Origin of the sequence: Pseudomonas sp. MWU13-2100, from assembly GCF_023242365.1 — a bacterium.
Lineage (GTDB): Bacteria > Pseudomonadota > Gammaproteobacteria > Pseudomonadales > Pseudomonadaceae > Aquipseudomonas.
This window is the reverse complement of record NZ_JALLIX010000009.1, coordinates 110,561-134,166: the sequence shown is the minus strand read 5'-3', so window position 1 is coordinate 134,166 and position 23,606 is coordinate 110,561. Positions and strand designations below refer to the sequence as shown.

General features: G+C 62.8%; 19 protein-coding genes. 6 read left to right on the top strand and 13 right to left on the bottom strand.

The features are described 5' to 3' along the window. Positions 1–262: 262 nt before the first annotated feature. The 5 genes from M5B99_RS09185 to M5B99_RS09165 all read left to right on the top strand — a co-directional run bounded on the left by M5B99_RS09185 (position 263) and on the right by M5B99_RS09165 (position 5,856). Positions 263–1,774, top strand: a complete 1,512-nt coding sequence (locus tag M5B99_RS09185) for an efflux transporter outer membrane subunit (RefSeq protein ID WP_248803728.1) — start codon at positions 263–265, stop codon at positions 1,772–1,774. Between the two features lie 10 nt (positions 1,775–1,784). Next, positions 1,785–3,971 (top strand): FUSC family protein, encoded by a 2,187-nt coding sequence (locus M5B99_RS09180; protein WP_248803727.1) that lies wholly within the window; start codon positions 1,785–1,787, stop codon positions 3,969–3,971. Continuing rightward, entirely contained in the window at positions 3,961–4,161 is a 201-nt protein-coding gene (locus tag M5B99_RS09175; protein ID WP_191485610.1) for a DUF1656 domain-containing protein, read from the top strand. The genes M5B99_RS09180 and M5B99_RS09175 overlap by 11 nt, the downstream gene beginning before the upstream one ends. A 10-nt stretch (positions 4,162–4,171) precedes the next feature. Beyond that, complete coding sequence (locus tag M5B99_RS09170; protein ID WP_248803726.1) at positions 4,172–5,032, top strand: HlyD family secretion protein; 861 nt, start codon at positions 4,172–4,174, stop codon at positions 5,030–5,032. Positions 5,033–5,508: 476 nt separating this feature from the next. Then, positions 5,509–5,856: a DUF6124 family protein gene (locus M5B99_RS09165; protein WP_248803725.1), complete on the top strand. Its 348-nt coding sequence runs from the start codon at positions 5,509–5,511 to the stop codon at positions 5,854–5,856. A gap of 88 nt (positions 5,857–5,944) precedes the next feature. On the opposite strand, the gene M5B99_RS09160 is transcribed toward M5B99_RS09165, so the two are convergent. Continuing rightward, positions 5,945–6,343: a DUF4440 domain-containing protein gene (locus M5B99_RS09160; RefSeq protein ID WP_248803724.1), complete on the bottom strand. Its 399-nt coding sequence runs from the start codon at positions 6,341–6,343 to the stop codon at positions 5,945–5,947. Positions 6,344–6,448: 105 nt separating this feature from the next. Here M5B99_RS09160 and M5B99_RS09155 point away from each other — a divergent pair, with 105 nt between their 5' ends. Further along, positions 6,449–7,339 (top strand): LysR family transcriptional regulator, encoded by an 891-nt coding sequence (locus M5B99_RS09155; RefSeq protein ID WP_248803723.1) that lies wholly within the window; start codon positions 6,449–6,451, stop codon positions 7,337–7,339. A gap of 206 nt (positions 7,340–7,545) precedes the next feature. Here M5B99_RS09155 and M5B99_RS09150 read toward each other — a convergent pair whose 3' ends face one another. The 12 genes from M5B99_RS09150 to M5B99_RS09095 all read right to left on the bottom strand — a co-directional run bounded on the left by M5B99_RS09150 (position 7,546) and on the right by M5B99_RS09095 (position 23,583). Continuing rightward, positions 7,546–8,370 carry an SDR family oxidoreductase gene (locus M5B99_RS09150; RefSeq protein WP_248803722.1) on the bottom strand — a complete coding sequence of 275 codons (825 nt, stop codon included), beginning with the start codon at positions 8,368–8,370 and terminating at the stop codon, positions 7,546–7,548. A gap of 9 nt (positions 8,371–8,379) precedes the next feature. Then, complete coding sequence (locus tag M5B99_RS09145) at positions 8,380–8,781, bottom strand: thioredoxin domain-containing protein (RefSeq protein ID WP_248803721.1); 402 nt, start codon at positions 8,779–8,781, stop codon at positions 8,380–8,382. A 1,067-nt stretch (positions 8,782–9,848) separates the two neighbouring features. Beyond that, a complete protein-coding gene (locus M5B99_RS09140) occupies positions 9,849–11,294 on the bottom strand; it encodes a mannose-1-phosphate guanylyltransferase/mannose-6-phosphate isomerase (RefSeq protein WP_248803720.1) in 1,446 nt (481 codons plus the stop codon). Positions 11,295–11,520: 226 nt separating this feature from the next. Continuing rightward, the gene (locus M5B99_RS09135; protein ID WP_248803719.1) at positions 11,521–12,186 is read right to left on the bottom strand and encodes an alginate O-acetyltransferase AlgF; all 666 of its coding nucleotides are present in this window, start codon (positions 12,184–12,186) and stop codon (positions 11,521–11,523) included. 14 nt (positions 12,187–12,200) lie between these two features. After that, the gene (locus tag M5B99_RS09130) at positions 12,201–13,379 is read right to left on the bottom strand and encodes an alginate O-acetyltransferase (RefSeq protein WP_248803718.1); all 1,179 of its coding nucleotides are present in this window, start codon (positions 13,377–13,379) and stop codon (positions 12,201–12,203) included. An 11-nt stretch (positions 13,380–13,390) separates the two neighbouring features. Continuing rightward, the gene (locus M5B99_RS09125) at positions 13,391–14,947 is read right to left on the bottom strand and encodes an MBOAT family O-acyltransferase (protein WP_248803717.1); all 1,557 of its coding nucleotides are present in this window, start codon (positions 14,945–14,947) and stop codon (positions 13,391–13,393) included. 243 nt (positions 14,948–15,190) lie between these two features. Beyond that, complete coding sequence (locus tag M5B99_RS09120; RefSeq protein WP_248803716.1) at positions 15,191–16,306, bottom strand: mannuronate-specific alginate lyase; 1,116 nt, start codon at positions 16,304–16,306, stop codon at positions 15,191–15,193. A gap of 11 nt (positions 16,307–16,317) precedes the next feature. Then, positions 16,318–17,751: an alginate O-acetyltransferase gene (locus M5B99_RS09115; RefSeq protein WP_248803715.1), complete on the bottom strand. Its 1,434-nt coding sequence runs from the start codon at positions 17,749–17,751 to the stop codon at positions 16,318–16,320. Between the two features lie 11 nt (positions 17,752–17,762). Beyond that, entirely contained in the window at positions 17,763–19,379 is a 1,617-nt protein-coding gene (gene algG, locus M5B99_RS09110) for a mannuronan 5-epimerase AlgG (RefSeq protein WP_248803714.1), read from the bottom strand. Then, positions 19,379–20,863, bottom strand: a complete 1,485-nt coding sequence (locus tag M5B99_RS09105; RefSeq protein WP_248803713.1) for an alginate export family protein — start codon at positions 20,861–20,863, stop codon at positions 19,379–19,381. The genes algG and M5B99_RS09105 overlap by 1 nt, the downstream gene beginning before the upstream one ends. Next, positions 20,860–22,236, bottom strand: a complete 1,377-nt coding sequence (gene algK, locus M5B99_RS09100) for an alginate biosynthesis TPR repeat lipoprotein AlgK (protein WP_412548716.1) — start codon at positions 22,234–22,236, stop codon at positions 20,860–20,862. The genes M5B99_RS09105 and algK overlap by 4 nt, the downstream gene beginning before the upstream one ends. A gap of 168 nt (positions 22,237–22,404) precedes the next feature. Further along, positions 22,405–23,583: an alginate biosynthesis protein Alg44 gene (locus M5B99_RS09095; RefSeq protein ID WP_248803711.1), complete on the bottom strand. Its 1,179-nt coding sequence runs from the start codon at positions 23,581–23,583 to the stop codon at positions 22,405–22,407. Positions 23,584–23,606: the final 23 nt, after the last annotated feature.

Below are 23,606 nucleotides of genomic sequence, written 5' to 3'. Positions count from 1 at the left end.
GGGATTATCGCGTTAACGGTAACAAAGCTTCACAGAAAGGCCATCTTATCGCCTGACAGGCTGCCCTCTAGAATTGCCCCGACCTGTGTGCACCTCTGCTCCCAATAACACCTCATAACTGTAGGAGCAGGACTTGCCCGCGAAGCTTTTAGCGTTCTCATGGACGCCTTCGCGGACAAGCCCTGCTCCTACAGGACAGTGTTGTGCCCGACGCCGTGCCCACAGGAAACCGCTTTTCTCCCTACCCCAGGAATTTGCAGCAGTGCCGCGTCGCATCAGCAGAGAGCTGAAGACTCTCAGTGTTTGGGCTTTATCCTTGGCTATCAGCGGCTGCATCGGAACCGGAGGTATTGCCCCACAGGGCCAGACCCTTGCGGCGAACACCTTGCTTACCGACCAGGCGATCCAGAGCGCCGAGCGCGACGCGCACTGGCCGGTTGCGCAGTGGTGGCGGGCCTACGGTGACCGTCAACTGGACCAATGGATCGAACGCGCCGTGCAAGGCAGCCCGAGCCTGGCCATGGCCGCCGCCCGCGTGCGCCAGGCCCGGGCCCTGGCCGGCCTGGCCGAGTCCGCCGAGTCCGTGCAGATCAAGGGCGACGCCGCGCTCAAACGGCATAACTGGGCCAACGACCAATTCTACGGCCCCGGCGAGTTGGCGAGCACCACCACCTGGGACAACAACGCCGCCCTGGGCCTGAGCTATTCCCTGGACCTCTGGGGCCGCGAAAGCAACGCCAGCGAACGGGCCGTCGACCTGGCCCATATGAGCGTCGCCGAAGCCCGCCAGGCCCGCCTAGAATTGCAGAACAGCATCGTGCGCGCCTACATCCAGCTGTCCTTGCACTACGCCGAGCGCGATATCGTCGAAGCCACTCTCAAACAGCAGATGCAGATTCTCGACCTGGCGCAAAAACGCCTGAACGGCGGCCTCGGCACCCATTTCGAAGTCAGCCAGGCCGAGACGCCGCTGCCGGAAACCCATCGCCAGATCGACGCGCTGGACGAGGAGATCGCCCTGAGCCGCAACCAGCTGGCGGCCCTGGCCGGCGTCGGCCCGGGCGAGGGCGCGCGCCTGCAACGGCCGGCGCTGTCCCTGCACACGGCCTTGAAACTGCCCTCGGCACTGCCCGCGCAACTGCTCGGCCAGCGCCCGGACGTGGTCGCCAGCCGCTGGCAAGTGGCGGCCCAGGCCCGTGGCATCGATGTCGCCCACGCCGGCTTCTATCCCAACGTCGACCTGGTCGGCAACCTCGGCTACATGGCCACTGGCGGCGGCCTGCTGGCGTTTCTCACCGGCAAGAAATTCAACTACGGCGTCGGCCCGGCGCTGTCCCTGCCGATCTTCGATGGCGGCCGCCTGCGCGCCGAACTGGGCGAAGCGGCGGCGGGTTATGACCTCGCCGTGGCGAAATACAACCAGACCCTGGTCAATGCCCTCAAGGGTATTTCCGACCAGTTGATCCGCCGCGAGTCCCTGGACAAACAGCAGGTGTTCGCCGCCGAGTCCGTGGCCTCGGCGCAGAAAACCTACGACATCGCGATGATCGCCTACCAGCGTGGCCTGACCGACTACCTCAATGTGCTCAATGCCCAGACCCTGCTGTTTCACCAGCAGCAGATCGAGCAGCAGGTCCAGGCTGCGCGCCTGAGTGCCCATGCCGAACTCATCACCGAACTGGGTGGCGGGCTGGGCGCGGGCAACGACGTACCGGCCGAGAGCCGCACCGTCGCGAACAAACCTCCGGCCGTGCTGGCCGCCTTCGATCACTGAGAACCGCGTCATGACTCCCTTGCCCGCCCCGGTGCGCTGGCTGTACTCCCTGGAATGGCGTCGTGGTTTCTTCGACTGGGCCCGTAGCGACGGCGTGACCTGGATCTATATCTTCAAGGTCCTGGCCGCCGCGTTCCTCACCCTGTGGCTGGCCATGCGCCTGGAATTGCCGCAGCCGCGCACCGCGATGATCACCGTGTTTATCGTCATGCAGCCGCAGAGCGGCCACGTGTTCGCCAAGAGCTTCTATCGCTTCCTCGGCACCCTGGCCGGTTCCACGGTGATGGTGGCGCTGATCGCCCTGTTCGCCCAGTACACCGAACTGTTCCTCGGCGCGCTGGCGATCTGGGTTGGCCTCTGCTCGGCCGGCGCGCAACGCAACCGCAACTTTCGCGCCTACGGTTTTGTCCTCGCCGGCTACACCGCCGCGATGGTCGGCCTGCCGGCCCTGGCCCATCCGGAAGGGGCCTTTATGGCGGCGGTGTGGCGGGTGCTGGAAATTTCCCTGGGGATTCTCTGCTCGACCCTGGTCAGCGCCGCGATCCTGCCGCAAACCTCCAGTGCCGCCATGCGTAATGCGCTCTACCAGCGCTTCGGGGTGTTCGCCGGGTTTGTCAGCGCCGGTTTGCGCGGCAGCCATCCGCAGACCGCCTTCGAAGCCGCCAACGTCGGCTTTATCGCCCAGGCGGTAGGCCTTGAGGGGTTGCGCAGCGTCACCGTGTTCGAAGACCCGCACATGCGTCGGCGCAATGGTCGGCTGAACCGCCTGAACAGCGAATTCATGACCCTGACCACCCGCTTCAACGCCTTGCACCAGTTACTTGAGCGCCTGCGCAGCCGGGGCCGGGTCGAAGTGCTGGCGGCCATCGAACCGGGCTTTCCGAGCCTAGGCGAACTGCTCGACGACTTTGCCGGGCGGGCCCTGACCGACGCCGACGCCCAGCGTCTGGCGATCCGCCTGGCTGATTACAAGCAGGGCTTGCCGGAGCGGGTGCGTAGCCTGCGGGCGAGTTTCCAGCAAAGTGAGCCGAGCGAAGCCGACCTGCTGGATTTTCACACCGCTTACGAGCTGCTCTATCGCTTTGTCGAGGAACTGCACAGCTACGCGCTGACCCACGCGTCCCTGGCCGATCACCACCACGAGCGCGAACAGTGGGACGAACCCTATGTGCCGAAAACCAACTGGCTCGCCGCCTCGGCCTCGGGGATTCGCGCCGCGTTCATCCTGATCGTGCTCGGCAGCTATTGGGTGGCGACCGCCTGGCCGAGCGGGGTGACCATGACCCTGGTCTCGGCCGCCACCGTGGGGCTTTCCGCCGCCACGCCGAACCCCAAGCGCATGGCCTTCCAGATGGCCTGCGGCACCCTGCTCGGCGCGGTGATCGGCTTTGTCGAGATGTTCTTCGTGTTTCCCCGGATCGACGGCTTCCCGCTGCTCTGCCTGATGCTCGCGCCGGTGATCGTGCTCGGTGCCTTTCTCGCTTCGCGGCCGCGGTATGCCGGTATCGGCCTGGGCCTGTTGATCTTCTTCAGTATCGGTTCGGTGCCGGACAACCTGACCATCTACAACCCCTACAGCTTTATCAACGACTACATCGGCATGGTCCTAGGCATGCTGGTCTGCGCGGCGGCCGGGGCGATCATCCTGCCACCCAACAGCCGCTGGCTGTGGCGGCGCTTGGAGCAGGACCTGCGCGAACAGGTGGTGTTCGCCATCAGCGGCAAACTCAAGGGCCTTGGTTCGACCTTCGAAAGCGGCACCCGCGACCTGCTGCACCAGGCCTACGGCCTGGCCGCCGGGCAGCCGAAAGTGCAGAGCCAGCTGTTGCGCTGGATGTTCGTGGTGCTGGAAGTCGGCCACGCGATTATCGAACTGCGCAAGGAGCAGGCGATCTTGCCGGTGCACCCGGCGTATGCCGAGTCGCAGCCGTGGCGCCAGTCGATCCGGGTCATGGGCCGGGCGCTGGTGCGCCTGTTCATCCAGCCCAACGCGAGCAACCTGGAGCGTGGGCTGGTGGCGGTGGACCATGCCATCAGCCGGGTCCAGGCCACCGACGAACCCTTTGCCCGGCACTTCGACACCTCGGCCCTGCGCCGGGTGCAAAGCTACCTGCACTTTATCCGCACCTCGTTGCTGGACCCGCAATCACCGCTGGCCGACCTGGGCCGTCCACAAGGAAATCCCCATGCCCCGTGAAGTGGCCTTCCATGGCGTGTACATGCCGACCATGACCCTGATGTTTTTGATCGCGGCGGGGCTGGGCTGGGCGCTGGACCGCTTTATCGCCAGCCATGACCTGTACCGCTTCTTCTGGCACCCGGCGTTGCTGCGCCTGAGCCTGTTCTGCTGCTTGTTCGGCGCCTTGGCGCTCACTGTCTACCGTTGAGAACGACCTGATGAAAAAGCTTTTCAGCCTGATCGCCACCTTGCTGGTCCTGGCCCTTGCGATCGGCATCGGCCGGTTCCTCTGGGTGCAATACATGGAAACCCCCTGGACCCGTGACGGCCGGGTGCGCGCCGACATCATCAACGTCGCGGCGGATGTCACCGGCGAAGTGGTGGAGGTGCCGGTGCGTGACAACCAGGTGGTGAAGCGGGGCGACCTGCTGATGCGTATCGATCCCGAGCACTACCGCATCGCGGTCAAGCAGGCGCAGTCGCTGGTGGACTCGCGCAAGGCCACCTGGGAGATGCGCAAGCTCAACGCCCACCGCCGCGCGGACCTGGATAACCTGGTGATCTCCAAGGAAAGCCGCGATGACGCCAGCAACACCGCCGACGCGGCCCTGGCTGATTACCAGCAGGCCCAGGCGCAGTTGGAGGCGGCGCAGTTGAACCTGGCGCGCACCGAAGTGCGGGCGGCGGTGGATGGTTATGTCACCAACCTCAATGTGCATCGCGGCGACTATGCGCGGATCGGCGAGGCGAAGATGGCGGTGGTGGATATGAACTCGTTCTGGGTTTATGGGTTCTTTGAAGAGACCAAGTTGCCGCATTTGAAGGTGGGGGATCCGGCCGAGATGCAATTGATGAGCGGGGAAGTGCTCAAGGGGCATGTGGAGAGTATCTCGCGGGGGATCTATGACCGTGATAACCCGGAGAGCCGCGAGCTGATCGCCGATGTGAATCCGACCTTCAACTGGGTGCGCCTGGCCCAGCGGGTGCCGGTGCGGATTCATATCGATCAGGTGCCGGACGGGGTGCTGTTGGCGGCGGGGATTACGTGCACGGTGATTGTCAAGCCGGCGGGGGCCTGAAAATCGCTTAAAGCTTCGTCGGAACGCCGCCCGGACCATGCCCTGCTCCTACAGTTTTCAGTCGTTCACCCACTTTGTGTACGACACAACCCTGTAGGAGCCGGGCTCGCCCGCGAAAGCGCCCTCAAGAGCGCCAAAAGCTTCGAGGCAAGCTCGGCCAGCAAGACAACTCGCTTTCCCTTGAGTGAAATTTCCTAGAAAATCCCGGGCGCTTGTTTGTGCCTGATTGCGCGACTAGGCTTTGGTCTGTCACTGCACATCAGTGATCGGGTTTAGCAGCCCAATGTGATCAGGCGCACAGCGCCACCTTCTACGAGGCGCTTTTTTTCAGCCTCCGTTTTATGGTGGTCGTGCGCAGGGCACTTCGGTGCGCCGGTTTTCCTGATCACCGGTCTGCTAACCTGCGTACGGCTGCCACCCTCTTGTTTAGCAGCAATGGTGACGGCTCCTTCAAGCAGATCAGGAGTACCGATTCCATGTTCAAGATCACCCCCAACCCGCCGCTTTCAACCAGCACCGAAACCATCGACCCCCAAGCCGCCGACCGTGCTTTCGCGCATTACGACCTGGGGCCACATCAGCGTCCGAAATCTTCTGCCGTCAACTCATCGCTTTACCGTCTCCCCGACCCCAAAAGCCGAGAAGACGCCCTCGTCAATGCCTACTCCGTCCTGCAATCGGCAGCGGCCACGGCCTATGAACACGCCGACAACCAGACCGGTTCCAACCGTCAGGTGGCGATGGGGGTTGTGCACCTGATCGAGCTGGCTCAGCGCTGGGTGGATTCGGTGTTGGATGAGCGACCTGGCGTCGTCACGAACTGACAATGCTCAGTCAGGCCTGAAACACCAACCTGCGTGGGAGCCGGCTTGCCGGCGATGGCGTCCGCAAGACAGATGCAAGGTTCGTCTTTCAGGCCTGAGTGAAGGTCTCGTGCAAATGCCGCCATAGCACCTGTCCACCCGGCTGTTTTTCAAACACCGCCGTGGCCAGCCGATCGGTAGGCGTACCGGTGTCATCAGCCTGCCATTCGCGATAACGAACTACGGCACCGGCTTCATGCAATGCAATCACTTCAAGCTCTCCGAGGGTAATGACACAACCCGGTCGGTGTCCGCCCGCACTGCTGAACAATTCGCCCAACCCCGCTTTGTCCAGTTGTCTGCCAGTGGGCGTGACCATGGAAAAGGTCTCCGAGAACCGCGCCAGCAACGACTCCAGCGCGTTGTCCGCCATGCCTCCGGAAAACCACTGTTCGATGGCTGTAAGGGTTTCGATCACTTCATTGAGGTACAGCGCTTTATCGTTCATGCGGATTCTCCTTGTAGCGACAGGTTAGGTCGCCGCCGTTGTTTGGGAAACCGCGATTTGGCTGCTAGTTTGTCAAAATTATTTTGACAATGGAGGCGAGGGCTCATGGTCAGCCTGGATCGTTTCGAGACTTTCAAGACCGTGGTCGAGGCGGGTTCGTTGACCGCCGCCGCCGAATTGCTAGGGCAGACCCGCGCCGTGGTCAGCTTCACCCTCAAGCGCCTGGAAGCCGAACTCGGCGTAACCCTGTTGACCCGCAACACTCGGCGCCTGGCCCTGACCGAAGCCGGCGAGCGTTTTTATGGGCGTTGCCTGAGCATGCTGGAACAGGCCCGGCTGGCCATTGATGAAGCGCGCTCGGAGCATACGCAACTGCGCGGCACGCTACGAATCACCACCACGGTGGAATATGCGCTGGCCAAGGTGGTGCCGGCGCTGGAGCTGTTCCGGCAGATCCACCCGGAGTTGAAGGTGCATCTGCTGACCTCCTCGACCCACGCCGACCTGATCTCGGAGGGGTTCGACGTGGCGATCCGTCTCGGCCAGGTCTCCGACTCCAGCCACCGGGCAACGCAGCTCAGCACCTTCAAGATCTTTGCCGTGGCTTCACCGGCGTTTGTCGCCGGGCTGCCCGGCGGCGAGCCGCGCACGTTCGAGGACTTGCAGCAGGTGCAGAGCCTGGTGCATCGACGCTTGGGTGATCTTGGCCTGACCCATGTGACGAGTGGCGAACAGTTTTTCTTTCGGCCCGGCGCCGAGCAGTCACGCATCGTCGCCGACAATTCCTCGGTGCTGCGTGGCTTTGCCCTGGCGGGGCAGGGCGTGGCGATCCTGCCGGATTGGCTGGTGCGCGAAGACCTGGAGACGGGGCGCCTGTGCCGTCTGTTGAACGACTACCGCTTTGTCGAACAGGGGATCTACGCGCTGTACCCGGACACCCGGCACCTGCCGTTGAAGGTCCGGGTGTTTATCGACTTCATGAAGGACCACGCCTGAGCGCAATCGTGTTCCCTTGAAAATGTACAAGTTCAACAGCGCAAGATCATGTGTGGGAGCGGTGCTTGCCCGCGAAGGGAGCGCTGCGGTTTTTCAGGTACACCGCGTCATCGTTCTTCGCGGGCAAGCACCGCTCCCACACAGGCACGGCTCTCACAAAGTAGGTGTTCAGGCTTAAGTCAATGGCATTGCTTGCCGGCCGCTTGTTACAGATGTGCGTTCAAGCCAAACCGCTTCATCAGCACTTTTTCCAGCATACCCTTGGGCAACAACCAGGCGATCAATGGCAGTGCCCGAGAGCCATTGCCCAGGCGCAACAGGCGTGGCGGCCGGGCTTGTTGCGCAGCCTTGAGCAAGTCGGCGGCCACGCTGGCGGCGGGCGTCGGATTGTTCTGCGAGGCATTGGCCCGCGCACGAATCCCTTCACGCAACGGCCACCAGGGCGAGTGTTCGGCAAGCAGCTGTTCGGCTTCATGCCCGGCGTTCTTGGCAAAGGCGGTATCGATGGCTCCGGGCTGCACTTCCATCACTCGGATCCCGAACGGCGCCAGCTCCATGCGCAAGGCATCGCTCAAGGCATGCACCGCCGCCTTGGAGGCGCAATAGGCCCCGGCGAACGGCGTCACCAGCACCCCGGACACGCTGCCGATATTCACCACCAATCCTCGGCTGCGGCGCAGCACCGGGAGCATCGCCCGGGTCACCCCGACGATGGAAAAGACATTGGTTTCGAACTGCCGGCGCATGGCCTCGACGCCGCCATCGAGCAGCGGTCCCATGGCGCCGTAGCCGGCATTGTTGATCAGCACGTCGAGGCCGCCGCTCTGCTGGTTGATGCGTTCGCCCAACAATCGCAGGGCCTCGCCATCATTCACGTCGAGCTTTACCGCGGTGAAGCCGGCGCCGGCCAGCACCGCCACATCCTCGGCCCGGCGGGCCGAGGCCCAGACCTCATACCCCGCCTGTTTGAACACATCCGCCAAGGCACGGCCGATGCCGCTGGAACATCCGGTGATCAGGGCAACGGGCATGGCACGTCCTCAGTGGGCTTGGGAGTCGAAGATCTCCGAGAATACCCCGCTCGAGACAAAAATGAGCGTGTCGAGGCCCTTCTTCACCTCGTCTTTTTGCGTGCCGTACATATGGCTCTGGGTGCCATGGGCATCGAGGAAGAACAAGGCCGGGACGTACTCGATCGTGATCTGCGGCTGGAACAGTTTGAAGATCGGGTAACTGATCTGATAAAACGCCACCCGTTCCTGGTAGGGGCCCGTAGCCAGGGCTTCAAGCAGGGGTTTGAGCCGCTCGCACGATGGACAGTGGCGGCTGTAGACCAGCACCACGGCCGGTCGCGGACGGATGAGTGGTACCTCCAGGCTGCCCAGCTCCGCCCTGAACGCTTGTCGAGTTTTTATCTCGATGACCGAGCTCGTCCTTTTCATGCTTGATACCCTGCCGCCCTGTTTCAGTGTTGGGAGGTATTCAACTTCAAATGTGATCCAATGTAACCTGTCAATAATAACGGGTGTCAAAGTGCCATTATTGTAGTCGGGATCTGCATGATCATCGTTTTAATGGTGGTTCTTTCATGGATTCAATGGGTTATGGATGGTTTGGAGGGGCGTGACGGGGCAATGGGCGGGTCGTTTTTTTCTTGACCCTTGTCGGTAACAGTTCGCCACGGATTCAGGCTATCGTCTGGGACTGTCGGGATATGCTCTGTTCAGCTTCCGAAAGGCAGAGCTCAAGGGCAAGGTATCCGCGGCAGAGTTGAGCGCTGTACGACTTCGCGCTATAGCCCTGATAGGCAAACCATAGGAAAACGCCGCGACACTACATCTGGTGCAGCTGGCAGTTGATCCAGGCACCCCTTTGGCTGGTTGCGATATAGGGCTGCAGGCTTGTCATGACCATTTATCGGCCCTGTCATTTCTGACAGTAGGTGGTCTCGATTCTGAAGATGTCCTATCCCGGCTGATAGCCGACACAATCACGTCTTGTAAAAGGTGATCAGCACCGTCTTGGCGGCATCCGGGATGATGTTCAGCACCACGTTGGGATGAGTGACCACCCATTTCGAACCGCTCGCCGTCGTGACGAAAGGGGGGTGAGCAGCGTGCCGCCGGCTTGGATCTTGCTCAGCATCTCATTCATGGCTGACCTTGGTCTCCCACACCCAATCATGGAAAACCTCGGAGCTGGGCTGATAGGGAAAGTACGACAAGGTCTGGGGGATGTACATCTGTTCGCCCGTTCGATAGGCGCGCGTTGCCCGTTGCCCGTTGCCCGTTGCCCGTTGCCGACCGTCAACGTCATGAGGCCTCCCTGCCCTGTGGATAAACCGCCGTAGGCTGAACATCAAATTATCGGCACGCCCGCATGAAGAATCAGCCATCTCTGTCTTTCGTCGAACCTGCGATTGCGCAGGCAAAAAAAACACCCCCGCCTCCCTGGCTGCGGATAGGGGGGGACGCAGCCAGCGGGGCGGGGGTGAGTGGAACACTGTAGTTTACTGGACGATGGTTTTCACCTCATGCTCAACCGCCGTCGAACGCCCATAGACATCTTCAAAGCGCTCGATATCGTCTTCGCCCAGGTAGCTGCCGGACTGCACTTCGATGATTTCCAGCGGGATCTTGCCCGGGTTGCGCAGGCGGTGCACCGAGGCAATCGGGATGTAGGTGGACTGGTTCTCGCAGAGCAGGAACACGTTGTCGTCGCAGGTCACTTCGGCGGTGCCGCTGACCACGATCCAGTGTTCGGCGCGGTGGTGGTGCATCTGCAACGACAGGCAGGCCCCCGGCTTGACCGAGATATGCTTGACCTGGAAGCGCCCGCCCATGTCCACCGAGTCATAGGAACCCCAGGGCCGGTAGACCTCGCAGTGGTTCTGGGTTTCGCTGCGACCCTGGGCGTTGAGGGTGTTGACCATCTGTTTCACGCCCTGGACCTTGTCCTTGTGGGCGATCATCATCGCGTCCTTGGTTTCGACCACGACGATGTCATCCAGGCCGATCACCGAGACCAGCTTGCCGTTGCCGTGGATCATGCAGTTGCGGCTGTCCTGCATGACCACGTCGCCTTTGCTGACGTTGCCGTTTTCGTCCTTCTCATGTACGTCCCACAACGATGACCAGCAGCCGACGTCGCTCCAGCCGGCGCTCAGCGGGACCACGCAGGCGCGCTGGGTCTTTTCCATCACCGCGTAGTCGATGGAGTTGTCCGGGCATTGGGCGAAGGTGGCTTCGTCGAGGGTCACGCTGTCGCCGTCCTGGGTACTGCGCTCCAGGGTCAGCAGGCAGGTGTCGTAGATGTCCGGGTCGTGCTTTTTCAGTTCTTCGAGGAAGCGGCTGGCACGGAACAGGAACATGCCGCTGTTCCAGAAGTAACCGCCGGCTTCGACGAACTCGGTGGCGCGTTTTTCATCGGGTTTCTCGACGAATTGCGAGACCCGGCTGACGCCTTCCGGCAGCAGCGCATCGTTGCTCGACTTGATGTAGCCGTAGCCGGTTTCCGGTTTGGTCGCCGGCACGCCGAACAACACCATTTCACCGCGCTCGGCGGCCACGGTGGCCTGGGCCAGGGCGCGTTGCAGGGCTTTCTGGTCGTCGAGCACGTGGTCGGCCGGGAGCACCAGCATCAGTTCGTCGCGGCCTTCGTTGACCAGCAGCATCGCGGTCAGGGCCACGGCCGGTGCGGTGTTGCGGCCGAAGGGCTCCATCAGGATGCGCTGGGTGCTGAGCTGGCGGTTGCTCAGTTGTTCGTTGACGATAAAACGGTGGTCCAGGTTGCAGACCACGATCGGGCTTTCCATGCCGTCGAATACCAGGCGTTCCAGGGTTTGCTGGAACAGCGTTTCCTTGCCGGTGAGGGCGAGGAATTGCTTGGGAAACTGCTTGCGCGAGAGTGGCCAAAGACGTGAGCCGCTACCACCTGAGAGGATTACTGGAATCATGGTGTTACTCCTTTAAACAGTCTATGGGTTAGAGCTACTGTGGCGAGGGGGCTTGCCCCCGTTCGACTGCGCAGCAGTCGTAAAACCAGGTGCCTCGATTTACCTGATAGTGCGTGGTCACAGGTTTTGGGACCGCTTCGCGCTCCAGCGGGGGCAAGCCCCCTCGCCACAGGTAATTCAACCGGCTTGATAGGTGTATGAGTGACCTGAATCCCTGGTAAATCGGTCAGCGCGTCGAAACCGGGCGCTTGACCCAGACCGGCGACAGGTTGCTGCCGTTGCCGGTGACGTAGAGCACCGCCGCTTCACCGCGCTCCAGGGCCACCGGCTTGAGGTCGCTGACTTTGGTCGTGCCGTCGTACAGGGCGAAGCTGACTTTCACCGGGTTGATCTCGCGCTCGCCACGGCCCTTGGCCGCCACCGCCTGGACCACGTCGGTCTTGCCGTCGGCGGTCTTCAGGGTCAGGGCCTTGTCACTCAGGTTCTGTACCCGCACCAGGGACTTCTGCTTGTTCTTGAACGGCGGCTCTTCGATCAGTTGCGGCTGGCCGCCGGCGTTGTTGACCAGGGTGTAATAGTGGTCGGAGGCCAGTTTCAGCGGCAGCGCCTGGCTGCCGACCTTGGCGCTGTAGTCACCACCGGGCATAAAGCTGAAATCACTGCTGGCCAGCGGCGCGACGTCATTGATCGCGGTGGCGCCGACGCTGGCGCTGACCTCCTGGTTGCTGGCGTTGTAGATGCGTACGAAGCTCGAGCCTTTCGGCGCAATCGGGCCATACAGGGCGGCATCGCCGGCCCAGGCGGACAAAGACAACAGGCTCAGGCCGGCGGCCAGGGCCAGGGTTCTGACCGCGCGCTGTTGAGTGTTTTTACGAGTGGCGTTGAAGGTCATGGTAAGTACCTCTTTCAGTTTTGCGCCTGTGCAGGCGACTCGGATTTAGGTGTGTTCCGGACCAGGTTCTGTTGGTGCAGCCCCGTGGCTTTCAATTGCGCGACCCACTTGGGGTCGGCATCGCCGATTTCGTTGTTGACCGGCAGGTAGCGCTCCGGGAATTCCCAGATCAGCAGCTGCGGCGGACTGTTTTTGAAGGCGTCGCTTTCCAGGTAGGCGAGCATCGGCAGGATCGGGCCGTGGCCGTCTTCGGCGTAATTCACCACGTCGCGGTGCAGGGCCTGTTTCAATGCGCCGACGAAGTTCCAGTTCGGGTTGGCGCTGTAGCTGGTGCCGATCAGCGCCACCGGGACTTCGTTATCGGCGAACAGCGCATCACCGCCGGCTGGCTGATTGTCAGCGACGCGGGTGGCGCGTTTTTCCAGGGGCTCCTGGGGCGGCATCAGGTTGCTGAACAGCGGGTCCAGCGGCAGGAACAGGGTCAGGTCGCCCTTGTGCTGCTCGGTCTTTTCGGCTTCGGTGACAAAGCGTTGCGGCTCGCCGCTGAGCGGGGCGTGCTTGCCGATGGCGGCGGCCAGTTGGGTCGCGGCGATTTGCGCGCCGTCCGGGGTCCAGTGGGTGTCGGTGCGCAGGAACACTTGCTGGCCTTGTTGCTTGGCCTGTTGCAGCGGGCCCAGCAGGTCGGGAGCAAGGATCCGCTCAGCGGCGGCCCGGGCATGGAAGTTCTGGTAGAGGTTGGCGTGGATGCTCGCCGGGCGCACGTCGCCCAGGTGTTCCGGGTACAGGCGGACCTTGGCCGGAACGATCGCCAGCACCAGCTTCACGCCCTTGGCCTTGAGGGTCTGGCGCACGCCTTCGACCAGCGCGTAGTTGCCTTGCAGGTTCTGCTGCTCGCCGGCAACCGGGTTGAACTCCTCATCGCTGTAGAGCCACTGGTCGCGGCCCAGTACCACGCCGGGGCGGCCTTCGTTGAACAGCTTGAAGTCCAGCGCGGCCCAGAGGTTGGTGCCCAGGCGCTTGATCGGGAATTCACCGTCGTAGCGGGTCTCGACGGCCTTGGTCCAGCGCCCGTCAAGTAGTGTGGTGTCGGCATTGGTGCTGAAGCCGATAAAGCTGCGTAGCGACCACAACCCCAACCCCAGCAAGGTGGCGAGGAACAGGGCGATGTAGAGGATGCGGAATGAGCGGGTCATGGTCGGCTCCCTCAGAACTGGAAATAAAGGAATGGCGAGAAGCTTTGCGCCGAGAGTTTGAGAATCGAGGCGATGAACAGCAGCAGCACCAGGCTGCGCATCACATAACGCGGCCAGTCGGCGACCCAGTAAGCCGGTTGAACCTCGGCCTCGACCCCGACGCTATAGCCGGGTTGGTGAATGCTGCCGGCTGCTTCACCGGGTACGGCCTTGATCAGACCGGGTTGCGCGGTGGCCGGGCCGTCGGCGGGTTTGGCCTTGGCTTTGGCGGCGGGCGGGTTGCGGTAAAAGTCGCGCAGGCCGAAGAACGCCAGGGTTGCGTAGGCCAGCACCAGGGTCGCCACTTGCAGGCCGGTGAGGCTGGCGCGGTTGAGTTCCGACAGTGACCACTCGCTGAAGCTGAACATGGCGCCGTACATGCGCGCGGCGACGTGCAGGTTTTCGGAGCGGAAAATCACCCAGCCCATGATCACCAGCAGGAAGGTCAGGGCCCAGCGGATCGGGTTGAAGCGGCGCGGGTTGGTGTCGATGCCCAGGGCTTTTTCGATCGCCAGCCACAGGCCGTGCCAGGCGCCCCAGACGATGTAGGTGAGGTTGGCACCGTGCCACAGGCCGCCGAGCAGCATGGTCAGGAACAGGTTGCGGTAGGTGATCAGCGTGCCTTTGCGGTTGCCGCCCAGGGTGATGTAGAGGTAGTCGCGCAGCCAGGTCGACAGGCTGATATGCCAGCGCCGCCAGAACTCGGTGATCGACTGGCTGATGTACGGCTGTTTGAAGTTCTCCATGAAGCGGAAGCCCATCATCAGGCCCAGGCCGATGGCCATGTCGCTGTAGCCGGAGAAGTCGAAGTACAGCTGCGCGGTGTAGGCCAGGGCGCCGAGCCAGGCGTCGCCGGTGCTCGGGTGTTGCAGGGCGAAGCAATGGTCGGCGACCACCGCCAGGGTGTCGGCGATAAAGACCTTCTTGATAAAGCCCTGCATGAACCGCGTGGCGCCCTCGGAGAATTTGTCGAGGGTGTGGGTGCGGTTGTTGAACTGTTCGGCGAGGTCGCGAAAGCGCAGCACCGGGCCGGCGATCAGGTGCGGGAAGATCGCCACGAAGGCCGCGAAGTCGATCAGATTGCGCGTTGCCGGGGTGTCGCCACGGTAGACGTCGATGATGTAGCTGATGGACTCGAAGATGTAGAACGAGATCCCGATCGGCAGCAGCACGTGGGTCAGGATGAACGGTTCGAGACCGAACGAGGTCATGATCGCGTTGAGGTTGTCGACACCGAAGTTGGCGTACTTGAAGTAGCCGAGGATGCCCAGGTCGACGGCCACGCCGAGCAGCAGCCAGCGTTGTGCCGGTTTGCTGCGCACGCCGGCGGCGCCGACCTTGAGGCCGATCCAGTAGTTCCACAGGGTGACGCCGGCGAACAGCGCCAGGAAGTCGACCCGCCACCAGGCGTAGAACACGTAGCTGGCGATCAGCAACAGCAGGTTGCGATAGCGTTGCCCGCTCAGGTAGTACAGGCCGAGAAAGATCGGCAGGAACAGGAACAGGAACACATTGGATGAAAAGACCATCCCGGGCTCTCCTTGTTTGATCAACGGTCAAGGGCCAAAGCCCCCCCAAACCCCCCGTGGTAATCGGGGGCGCTCTACAACATTTGAATCAATCCCAACCTCCCCCCATCTCACTGTGGAAACCCATGCCCCTGTGGGAGCGGAGCTTGCCCGCGAAGGGGCCCTCAAGAACGCCAAAAGCTTCGCGGGCAAGCTGCGCTCCCACATAAGCTGCGTTCCCACAGGAGAGTGGGAGGACTGGTGTTACGGGTTTTTGTTGCCCTTTTCGTGCGTCGGGTCATAGACCTTGGTCAGGTCGCCGCCCAGGCGGAAGGTCTTGAACGGTTGCATCGCATGTTTGTGTTCAAGCACATCCGGCGCGCAGGTGTAGAGCGTGCAGTACGGTTCGAGCCAGGCGAATTTCGAATCGACCTTGAGGTCGGTCATGTCCTGTTCCTTGCCGTTCCTGGCCTGGAATTCCCCAGGGTCCTTGACCCCGGCCAGCACCCGGTCACCCAGGCGTTTGAGCGCACCATTGTTTTCCTGGCGCAGGTCCACGCCATTGGCCAGGGCAAAACTGGCAATCATCGCCAGCGGCGGCAACGCGTAGTTGTGATAAGCCAAGGCCCGTTGCTGGCGCTTGAGTTCGTTGGGCAGGAAACCCTGCGGGTCGACCTGGTTGGCCCCGACCTTGTATTCCTTCACCGCCCAATCGAACAGGTCGCGACGGTCGGTGGCGATCGCGGTCGCCATCACCGACCAGGCCGCCCAGTAGGAGTGGTTGTTGGTTTTTTCCAGCGGCAGGTTGTCCCAGTCGCTGACCACCTGGTCGGCCATCTTGCTGAACCAGGCCTCGATCAGTTGCGCTTCCTTCTGGTGGGGCGCCAGCGGATGGGAGTCGGAGAACTTCAGGCGGATATAGGCCGAGGCCATGCTGCCCAGCGCCCATTTGCGCATGGACTTGCCGGTGTGGTTGAAATCCTTGGACATCAACGCGTCGGCCTGGGCCCAGGCGGTCAGCCAGTTCAGGGTGCAGCTCAACTGCTCCGGGCGCCCGTCACGCATGAACTGCATCACCCGCTTGCTGGTGCCGCGTTCCATCCTGGTGATGTCGGACGTGGTGTCGCGGAAGGCTTTTTCCGACTGCACGTTGAGGGTCGAGCGAGCCTTGTCGGAGCCCTCGTATTTGCTGCGGAACTGCAACGAGCCGGTGTAGGGCGGCGGCATGGCGTCACAGCCGTCGCTGTTGGCGCCGCTCTTGACCTTGTCGATGGCGGCCAGGTAACCCTGGGGCGGACGCAGTGGCGCGGCAGCCTGGACCGAGCCGGCGATGATCGCCAGGCCCAGTAGCGAAGGAGCAAGCAGTGTGCGGAGTTTCATCGGTAGGCACCTCATAGCCCGGCCTGTGCCACATGGGGCTCGGCGCTGGGGAATACGTTGCGTTTGCAGATCTTCGCCTCGACTTGCTGTGGCGCGCCGCCGGCTTCCGGGCCCTGGACTTCGAGAGCCAGCAGGTTCTGATTGGCCCAGTCTTCGTCGGTGCGCAGTTCAAAGGCGAAACGTCCGTCGGTGTCGGAAGTTTGCGGTTTGTCGATCTTGATGTCCTCGTGGCGGCCGTTCATGTACCAGAGGGTCGCGTGCAGGGTTTTCACCGAGGTGTCGGCGAAACGGATATCGACCTGGTGCGCGCTGTTGCGCAGGTCGCGGTTGTTGCGGTTGACCAGCAGTTCGTTCTTGCCCGTCTTGACCGTGGTGCTGGCGCTCATCTCGGCGTTCTTGCCTTCGCAGCCGTTATCGAGCAGGGCCATCATTTGCCGGTAGATGGTTTCCTGGTCCAGGCGATACAGCGGTGAGAACTCCCAGATCAGCACTTTCGGCGGGGTCTTCTGGAACGCCTCGCTGCCCAGGTACTGCAGCATCGAGCCCTCCAGGCCGCCACCGGGGAAGGCGACGTTGAGGATGTCGGCGCCGATGTACTGTTGCAGGAAGCCGGCGAAGTTGTAGTTCTTGCCGCTGTGGCTGGTGCCCACCAGGGTGATCTGCGGGTTGCCGGCATCGCCGAACAGGTCGCCGTCCGCCGCTTCGCCCTTGGGCTCGGTGCTGAACTGTTCCATGTACTGGATCGCATAGCTGGTGCCGCAGAGCTGGCCGGCCATGTTGTGCAGGGTGCCGGTCTTGCCCATGCGCCCGGAGACCTTGGTCTCGAATTCGCGATGGGGAATGTCGGCGAAGCCCGGGATCTTCTTCACCGTCTCGGCGACGATTTTCGCGGTGCGCTCGGCGCCGTACGGGGTCCAGTGCTGGTCGCCACGGAAGTAGAAGTCGTGGGCCTGCTGCTCGTTGGTCAGCGGTGACAGGTCCGGGACAAAGTAGCCCATCCTGGCGAAGCGCCCGAGCATTGCCTGGTAGTTGCCCAGGGCTTTTTCGTAGTCGAACTTGGCGCGCTCGGCCGGGAACAGTTTGTTGCGATCCACCAGGCCACGGGTCGGCTGGTAGACCACCACCAACTCCACGCCCTTGCTTTTGAAGGCATCGTGCAGCTGTTGCAGGCGCCGGTAGCCGGCGGGGCTGGTGTCGAACTCGGTACGCAGGTCTTCCTGGGTGCGGAACAGCCAGTCGCCCTGGGCCTGGACCAGGGTGGTGAAGTTCTGCTGGTAGCGGGTGGTGTAGTTCTTCGCGTCATGGGCTGCCGGGCACAGGCTGCAGCAGGGCTCGGCGCTGAAGCTCGGCGCCTGTGCTTCCTCGGCCTTGAGGGGGCCGCTGGCGGCGAAAATTGCCGCGGCAAGGCCGGACAGGCCGAGCAGTTTGATCAGATGTGGGTTCATAAAGGTCGTCCTCAATCCCGCAGGGGTGTCTGGCGTTCGACGGGGTCGATCAGCACGGCTTTCTGCTGGCGCACCAGCAGGTCGAGAATTTCATCCTGGCGATCGCCGAGAATCCCGCTGAAGCTGATGCCGCTGGTTTTCGTCGGGGCGAGCATCGACACCCGGTACAGCTCGACACTCAAGGGCGAGTCGATGGACAGCGGGCCGCTGCCGTTGCCGGCCAGTTCGCCACCGACCACGATCAGCGAGACCTCGGCGTCGAACGGATCGAGCTTGATGTCGCGGTCGGTGTCGCTCAGGTCCTTGATGTGGCCGTAGACCCCGGTCAGGCCGTTGGCCATGGCGACGTTCTCGTACAGGCGGATATTCACGCTGTTTCGGATCCGGATGCCGTGGCGCTTGTTGCCGATGACTCTGTTGGCGTAGATCAGGTTGTCGGCGCTCTCGTAGAGGGTGATGCCGTCGGAGTGGTTCTGGTAGATCTGGTTGTAGGCGACCAGGTTGTTGACGCTGTTACGGTCGATCACCAGGCCCGAGAGCTGGTTGTCATAGCTGCGGTTGTTGAAGATGAAGCTGTCGTTCACTTCCCGGGAAATGATGATGCCGTGCTTCTTTTTGGTCCCGTGCACGGTGTTGTCGGCGATGATCAGCCCATGGGAACGGTCGTGGGGGTCGATGCCGTAGACGATGTTGTCGCGGTAGGTGTTGCCCTTGAGCACGAAGTCGCGGGTCTCGTAGCAGTAGAAGCCGTACCACATGTCCGAGAACTCGGAGCCGATGATCCAGCCGGTCGGCTCGGGGCGCTTGAGCACCTGGGCCATCTTCGGCGTGTACTGGGAAATACTCACACCGTAGGACTTGCTGTTGGCATAGCCGAAACTGGCCATCCGGCTGTTGACGATATAGGTTTCGGTACCGCCCCAGGCCAGCAGGAACGGCCGGAAATCCTTGGCTGCGCGGAAGGTCGCCGGGCCATTCTCGGCTTCGCGCCAACCGGTGACCTTGGTGTCACGGATAAACAGTTGGCCGTCGTTGACCAGGAACGAACCGCCTTCCTGGGACAGCCGCAGTTCCTGGGTCTGTTTGTCGACTTCGAGGATGCCCTTGCGCCCGACCACGATCGGTATCCTGGCCAGGAATACCCCCGGCGAGGTTTCGCTGATGTACTGTTTGGGCAGTTTTTTGCTCAGATCCTTGAGGTTTATATAACCGTCGTCGATGAAGATCGCCTGGGGAATGCCATGCTGGCGCACCACCCACTCGGCCATCTTGTTGTCGCCGCCGATAAAGTCCTTCAGGGCGTCTTCCTGCATCATCCGCCGCACGCTGATCTTGCCCGGTTTGCCGCGCACTATCTTTGCCGCGACGGCCTCGGCGGTGTAGCCGGCGAGGTTCGGCAGCTTGGGTTTTTCCAGGTGCAGCGGCTCGGTCGGCGCGCTGCTGACGGTGTAGGTCTTGGCCTGTTGCAGCTCCTTGGCCATGATCGGTGCGTGCTCGGTTTTGCCGGGCGGCGCTTCGACGCTGGCGAAGGCCGCGCTACTGGCCAGCAGCAGGGCGCCGGCCAATATGCTGAGCGAGCCTTGCAGGGCGCTATGGTTCATCTCGGTCACTCCCTTGGCGGTCTGCATCAGAAGCGCCAGATCACGTCGACAAACGCCCGGTGCATGTAGGAATCGACGCTCTTTCCGTAGGCATCGCCGGGCTTGAACACGCCACCGCGAAAGCGCACCAGTGCCGAAGGCTCGTCGATCGATTGGCTCAGCGCCGCCGGCAGCAGGCCTTGCTTGAAGTACTTGGTCACTACCAGGTCGACTTCCTGGCCCAGGTCCTTCTTGCCGTCCTGCAACGGCAGCGAGGCACTGGAGAGCAGGGCGCCGGTGGCGTCGTCGTAGTTGTTCTGTACAGCGTTGATGCCGTTGCTGCCGACGTCCTTCTGCCCGTCGACGCGCCAGAACTTGTGGTAGATCAGGCTGGCGTCATAGTCCTCGCGCAGCTGCCAGGAGCCGAACAGGGTGGCGGTCTGCAGGTTGTTCATTTCGCCACGGAAGGCTTCGCCGAAACGGTGGGTTCGCGAACGGGTGCCGGTGAAGTTCGAGCGGTTGCTTTCCAGGCCGTTCTGTTCGTAGTCGCCGCTGGCGCGGGCATAGGCGGCGCCGACCTGCCAGTTCGGGTCGAGGCGCAGGCGTACGCCGAGGTCGGTGGTCCAGCCGTTGATGTGGCTGCCCTGGCTGGCATCCACGGGACGGCTGCCGTCGGCGTTGAGCGGGTTGACGCTGTCGCGGTGGCCGCTCATGCCGGTCAGGCTGGCCCAGTAGTTGACGGTATTGGTGTTGCGCCAGTTATAAGCGTCGCTGTTGGCTTCCACGCCGAGCCAGGTCAGGTCGCCATTGGCTTTTTTATCGAGCGGGTCGGCGGCGACGCCGGGTGTCGGGTAGTCGAGCGAGCCGTCGTCATGGGTGTGGTGGGCGCGTACACCGAGCCATTGGCCGGGGGTCCACTGGTAGGCGACGTCGCCGTAGACATGCAGGCGGTCCTTGTCCTTGGGCGCCAGTTCGGTGAGGTCGGTGCGGTACTCGCTGAAGCGCTCGGCGGCGCCCAGATTGGCGCGCAGCAGGGTGGTGTCGAAGCTCCAGTTCAACGCTTCGATATTGGTGTCGCGCCACTGCCCGTCGTCATTGCGCAGGCGCTGGCGACCGAGCTTGAGCTGCTCGCCCGGATAAGGCGTCAGGCCCTTGTAGCCGATCCAGAATTCACGCAGGGCCAGGTAGCTTTTGTCCGGTTTGCGGGCGTCGTTGCTCGAGGTCTCCTGGCTGGCATCGGACTGTTGCAGGGTGTCGGTTTCAATGATGTCGCTGGCGGTCACGGCCTGGCCCATGGCGTAGGCGCTCCAGTTGCCGCGCTCGCCGTAGACCCACGGCCGCAGGTCCAGCCCGATGCCGTTGACGTCGCCGCCCTTGAGGGTACCAAGGTCGCGGTCGTCTTCGGACTGGCCGGTGATTTTCACTTCGAGGCCGAAGTTCCGGGTCTCGGTGATCGCCGCCAGGCTCGGGCAGGACCAGATCAGGGCGAAGCTCAGGCCGAGACCGGCCTTGACGAATGGATTGAGTGTCATAAGGTTTTTTCCTCGCGATCGCCTTCCTGCAGGACTTGTTGCAGGTCCAGCGGATTGCGGCTCAGGGTCCCGCGCAGGCGCTGTTCCTGTTGCAACAGGCGCTGGGCGTCGGCGCGCTGGGCCGGCGGCAGTTGGGCGTCAAGTTGTTGGGCCAGCTCATTGGCCAGTGGCGTGTCCTGGGCTTTCGCCAGTTGGCTGAACACGTAGGCATTGAGCGGGTCGGGCTTGGTGCCACGGCCTTGGGAAAACAGTTGGGCGATGGCGAAGTCGGCGCTGTTCTGGCCGTTGCGGGCGGCTTTGAGCAGGTGGTCGAGGGCCTTTTGCGAGTAGACCTGGCCGAGGTAGCCACGACGATAGATCTGCCCCAGGTAGTAATCGGCGGCGACTTCCTTGCCGAGGGCTTTCTGGAAATGCGCTTCGGCCTGCCTGGCGTCGGCCGGCACCCATTTGCCTTCGTAGTAGAGCTTGCCCAGCAGCAGTTCGGCGCGGGGCTGGTCGGCGGCGCGGCCGTTGTCCAGGTATTCCAGCATCTGCTTGACGTCGCCCAGGTTGGGGAAGTCGTAGAGCAGTTGCGCCAGGCTGACCCAGGAGGCCGGGTAGCCGGGGGCGATCTGTTCCAGCAGCGCTTGGGCGGTCTTCTCATCCGGTTGGCCGAGGCTCGCATCGCTGAGCACGCGGGCCACGCTGTCGACCCGTTGGGCACCGACGGCGCCACGGCTGTAGGCGGCCTGCAGTTGCTTGAGCAGGGCAGCCTGTTGCTCCGGTTGGGCGCGTTTCTGGTACACGGTGGCCAGTTCGACGTAACAGATGTCGCTGCTGTTGAGTGCGCTCCTGCAGATCTTTTCCACCTCGTCCAGATGCTGGTCGTAGGTGTCCCGGGTCCGATAGAGCAGCACTTGCGCCAGGCCCGCTTCCGGGTAGCCGGCGCTACGCCATTGGCTGATCTGTTGCTGGGCATTGACCTCGGGGAAGCTCTGCGGGAATTGCAGGTAGAGCATTGCCAGGGCGATCAGGGTGTTGCCTTCGCCAAAGGCGAAGGCCTTTTTCAACAGGCCTTCGGCTTCGCGGTGTTCGGTTTCGCTGGCGCCAGGTTTGGCCACCAGCAGGCGGCCCAGGCGTGCCTGGGCACGGGGCGAGGTATCAGCGGCGGCGCGGTAGGTCGCTTCCGCCAGTTTGAGCTTGGCCGGGTCGCGGCTTTCCACCTGGATATCGGCCAGGCCGACCTGTGCGTCGCTGTAGCCCAGGTCGGCCAGCTTGCGGTAGTTCTGCTCGGCCAGGGCGGTGTCACCGCGCTTGAGCGCTTCATTGGCCAGGCGCTGGTCGGGCAGGCTGGCGCAACCGGCCAGGGCGATGGCCAGGGTCAGGGTGCCCAGCGCGAGGCGGCGCTGGCCTTGGAACCTATCGCGAGCAAGCTCGCTCCTACGGGGGATCGTGGCGCAGTCAATAGCGTGGGCAAACGGCTCACTGTAGGAGCAAGCTTGCTCGCGACCGAGTGCGGGGCACTCGTAGGGGGGGCGATTGTTCACAGGCATGTCCTCGCTTTACAGACCAGCGGCCATGGCTTTGTCGATCAGCCAGTTCATGCTCGGCCCGCGGTCGCTGTTGACCTCTACCGGCCGTCCGGCGAGGGTGCTGTCGAGGCTTTCGTCAGGCTTGATCAGGACGCGGATATCGGAGGACAGGTCAGTGCTTTTCAGGCTGGTGCTGCTGACGATCTTGCCCTGGCGCACATGGTCTTCGCCGGCGATCTGGAAGTTCACGCGGGTCCCAGGACGGACATCGCCGAACTGGCGATAGGAGAACCGCGCCTCGACATTTGCCAGGCTGCCCCGTGGGACCAACTGGAAGATCACATCACCCTTGCTGGCGTATTGGCCATTGGCGACCAGTTGCTGCGCCACCGTGCAATCGCAAGGCGAGGTCAGGGTGCCGGTCATCTGCTTGCCGAACAGTTCCTCGACCTTGGCCGGTTCCAGTTGGTTGTCATCCAGATGGCCCTTGAGCACGTCGAGCATGCTGGTGCTGAAGGTCGCCAGCGGCGCGCCCTTGGCGGCGACGCCGTCTTCCTTGATCAGGCTTTGCACGGTGCCGTCGCGGGGCATGGTGATGTTCATGCCCGGCACGCTGACCAGGCCAGCCTGGGCATGGCTGACGAAGTACAGGCCGTACACCGATTTGAGGACAAAGCCGAAGGCCGCGAGGCCCACCACGAAGATACCGAGGCTGAAGGTCACGGCGCGCAGGCGACCGAAGGCACTCATGCCGCTGCCGTTATCCTTGTTCTTGCGCGCCTTGGTGAAGTTGTCGCGCTGCAGGGTGGCGAGCACGTCGCCCATGTTGACGATGTCACCGGACAGGTGCGAGGTGATCAGGTGGCGCAGGGTGCCGATGTCCTGCTGCTCGAGGTTCTGGAACTGGCAACCGACCCGGCCGCTCTGGCGGTCGTAGGAGCGCACCTGCAGCTCGACGTCCATGGCCAGGCCGAGGTTGTCGATGACGAATTGCAGGCGGCCCTTGTACACCTCGCCGAGCTTCAGGGTCAGGGCCTGTTGCGGCGGGACATTGAAGCTCAGGCCGCCGGCGGACAGGTCATGGACCCGGACTTCCAGGGACGGGTTCTCGCTGCCGAGGAAGCACAGCTTGGCCGGGATTTTCACCCGCGCATGCTGGCGCTGGGCTTCGGATTCGTGGACGACGTTGGCATTGACTTGGGCATTCATGGGTAAAGCTCCATTCACTAATT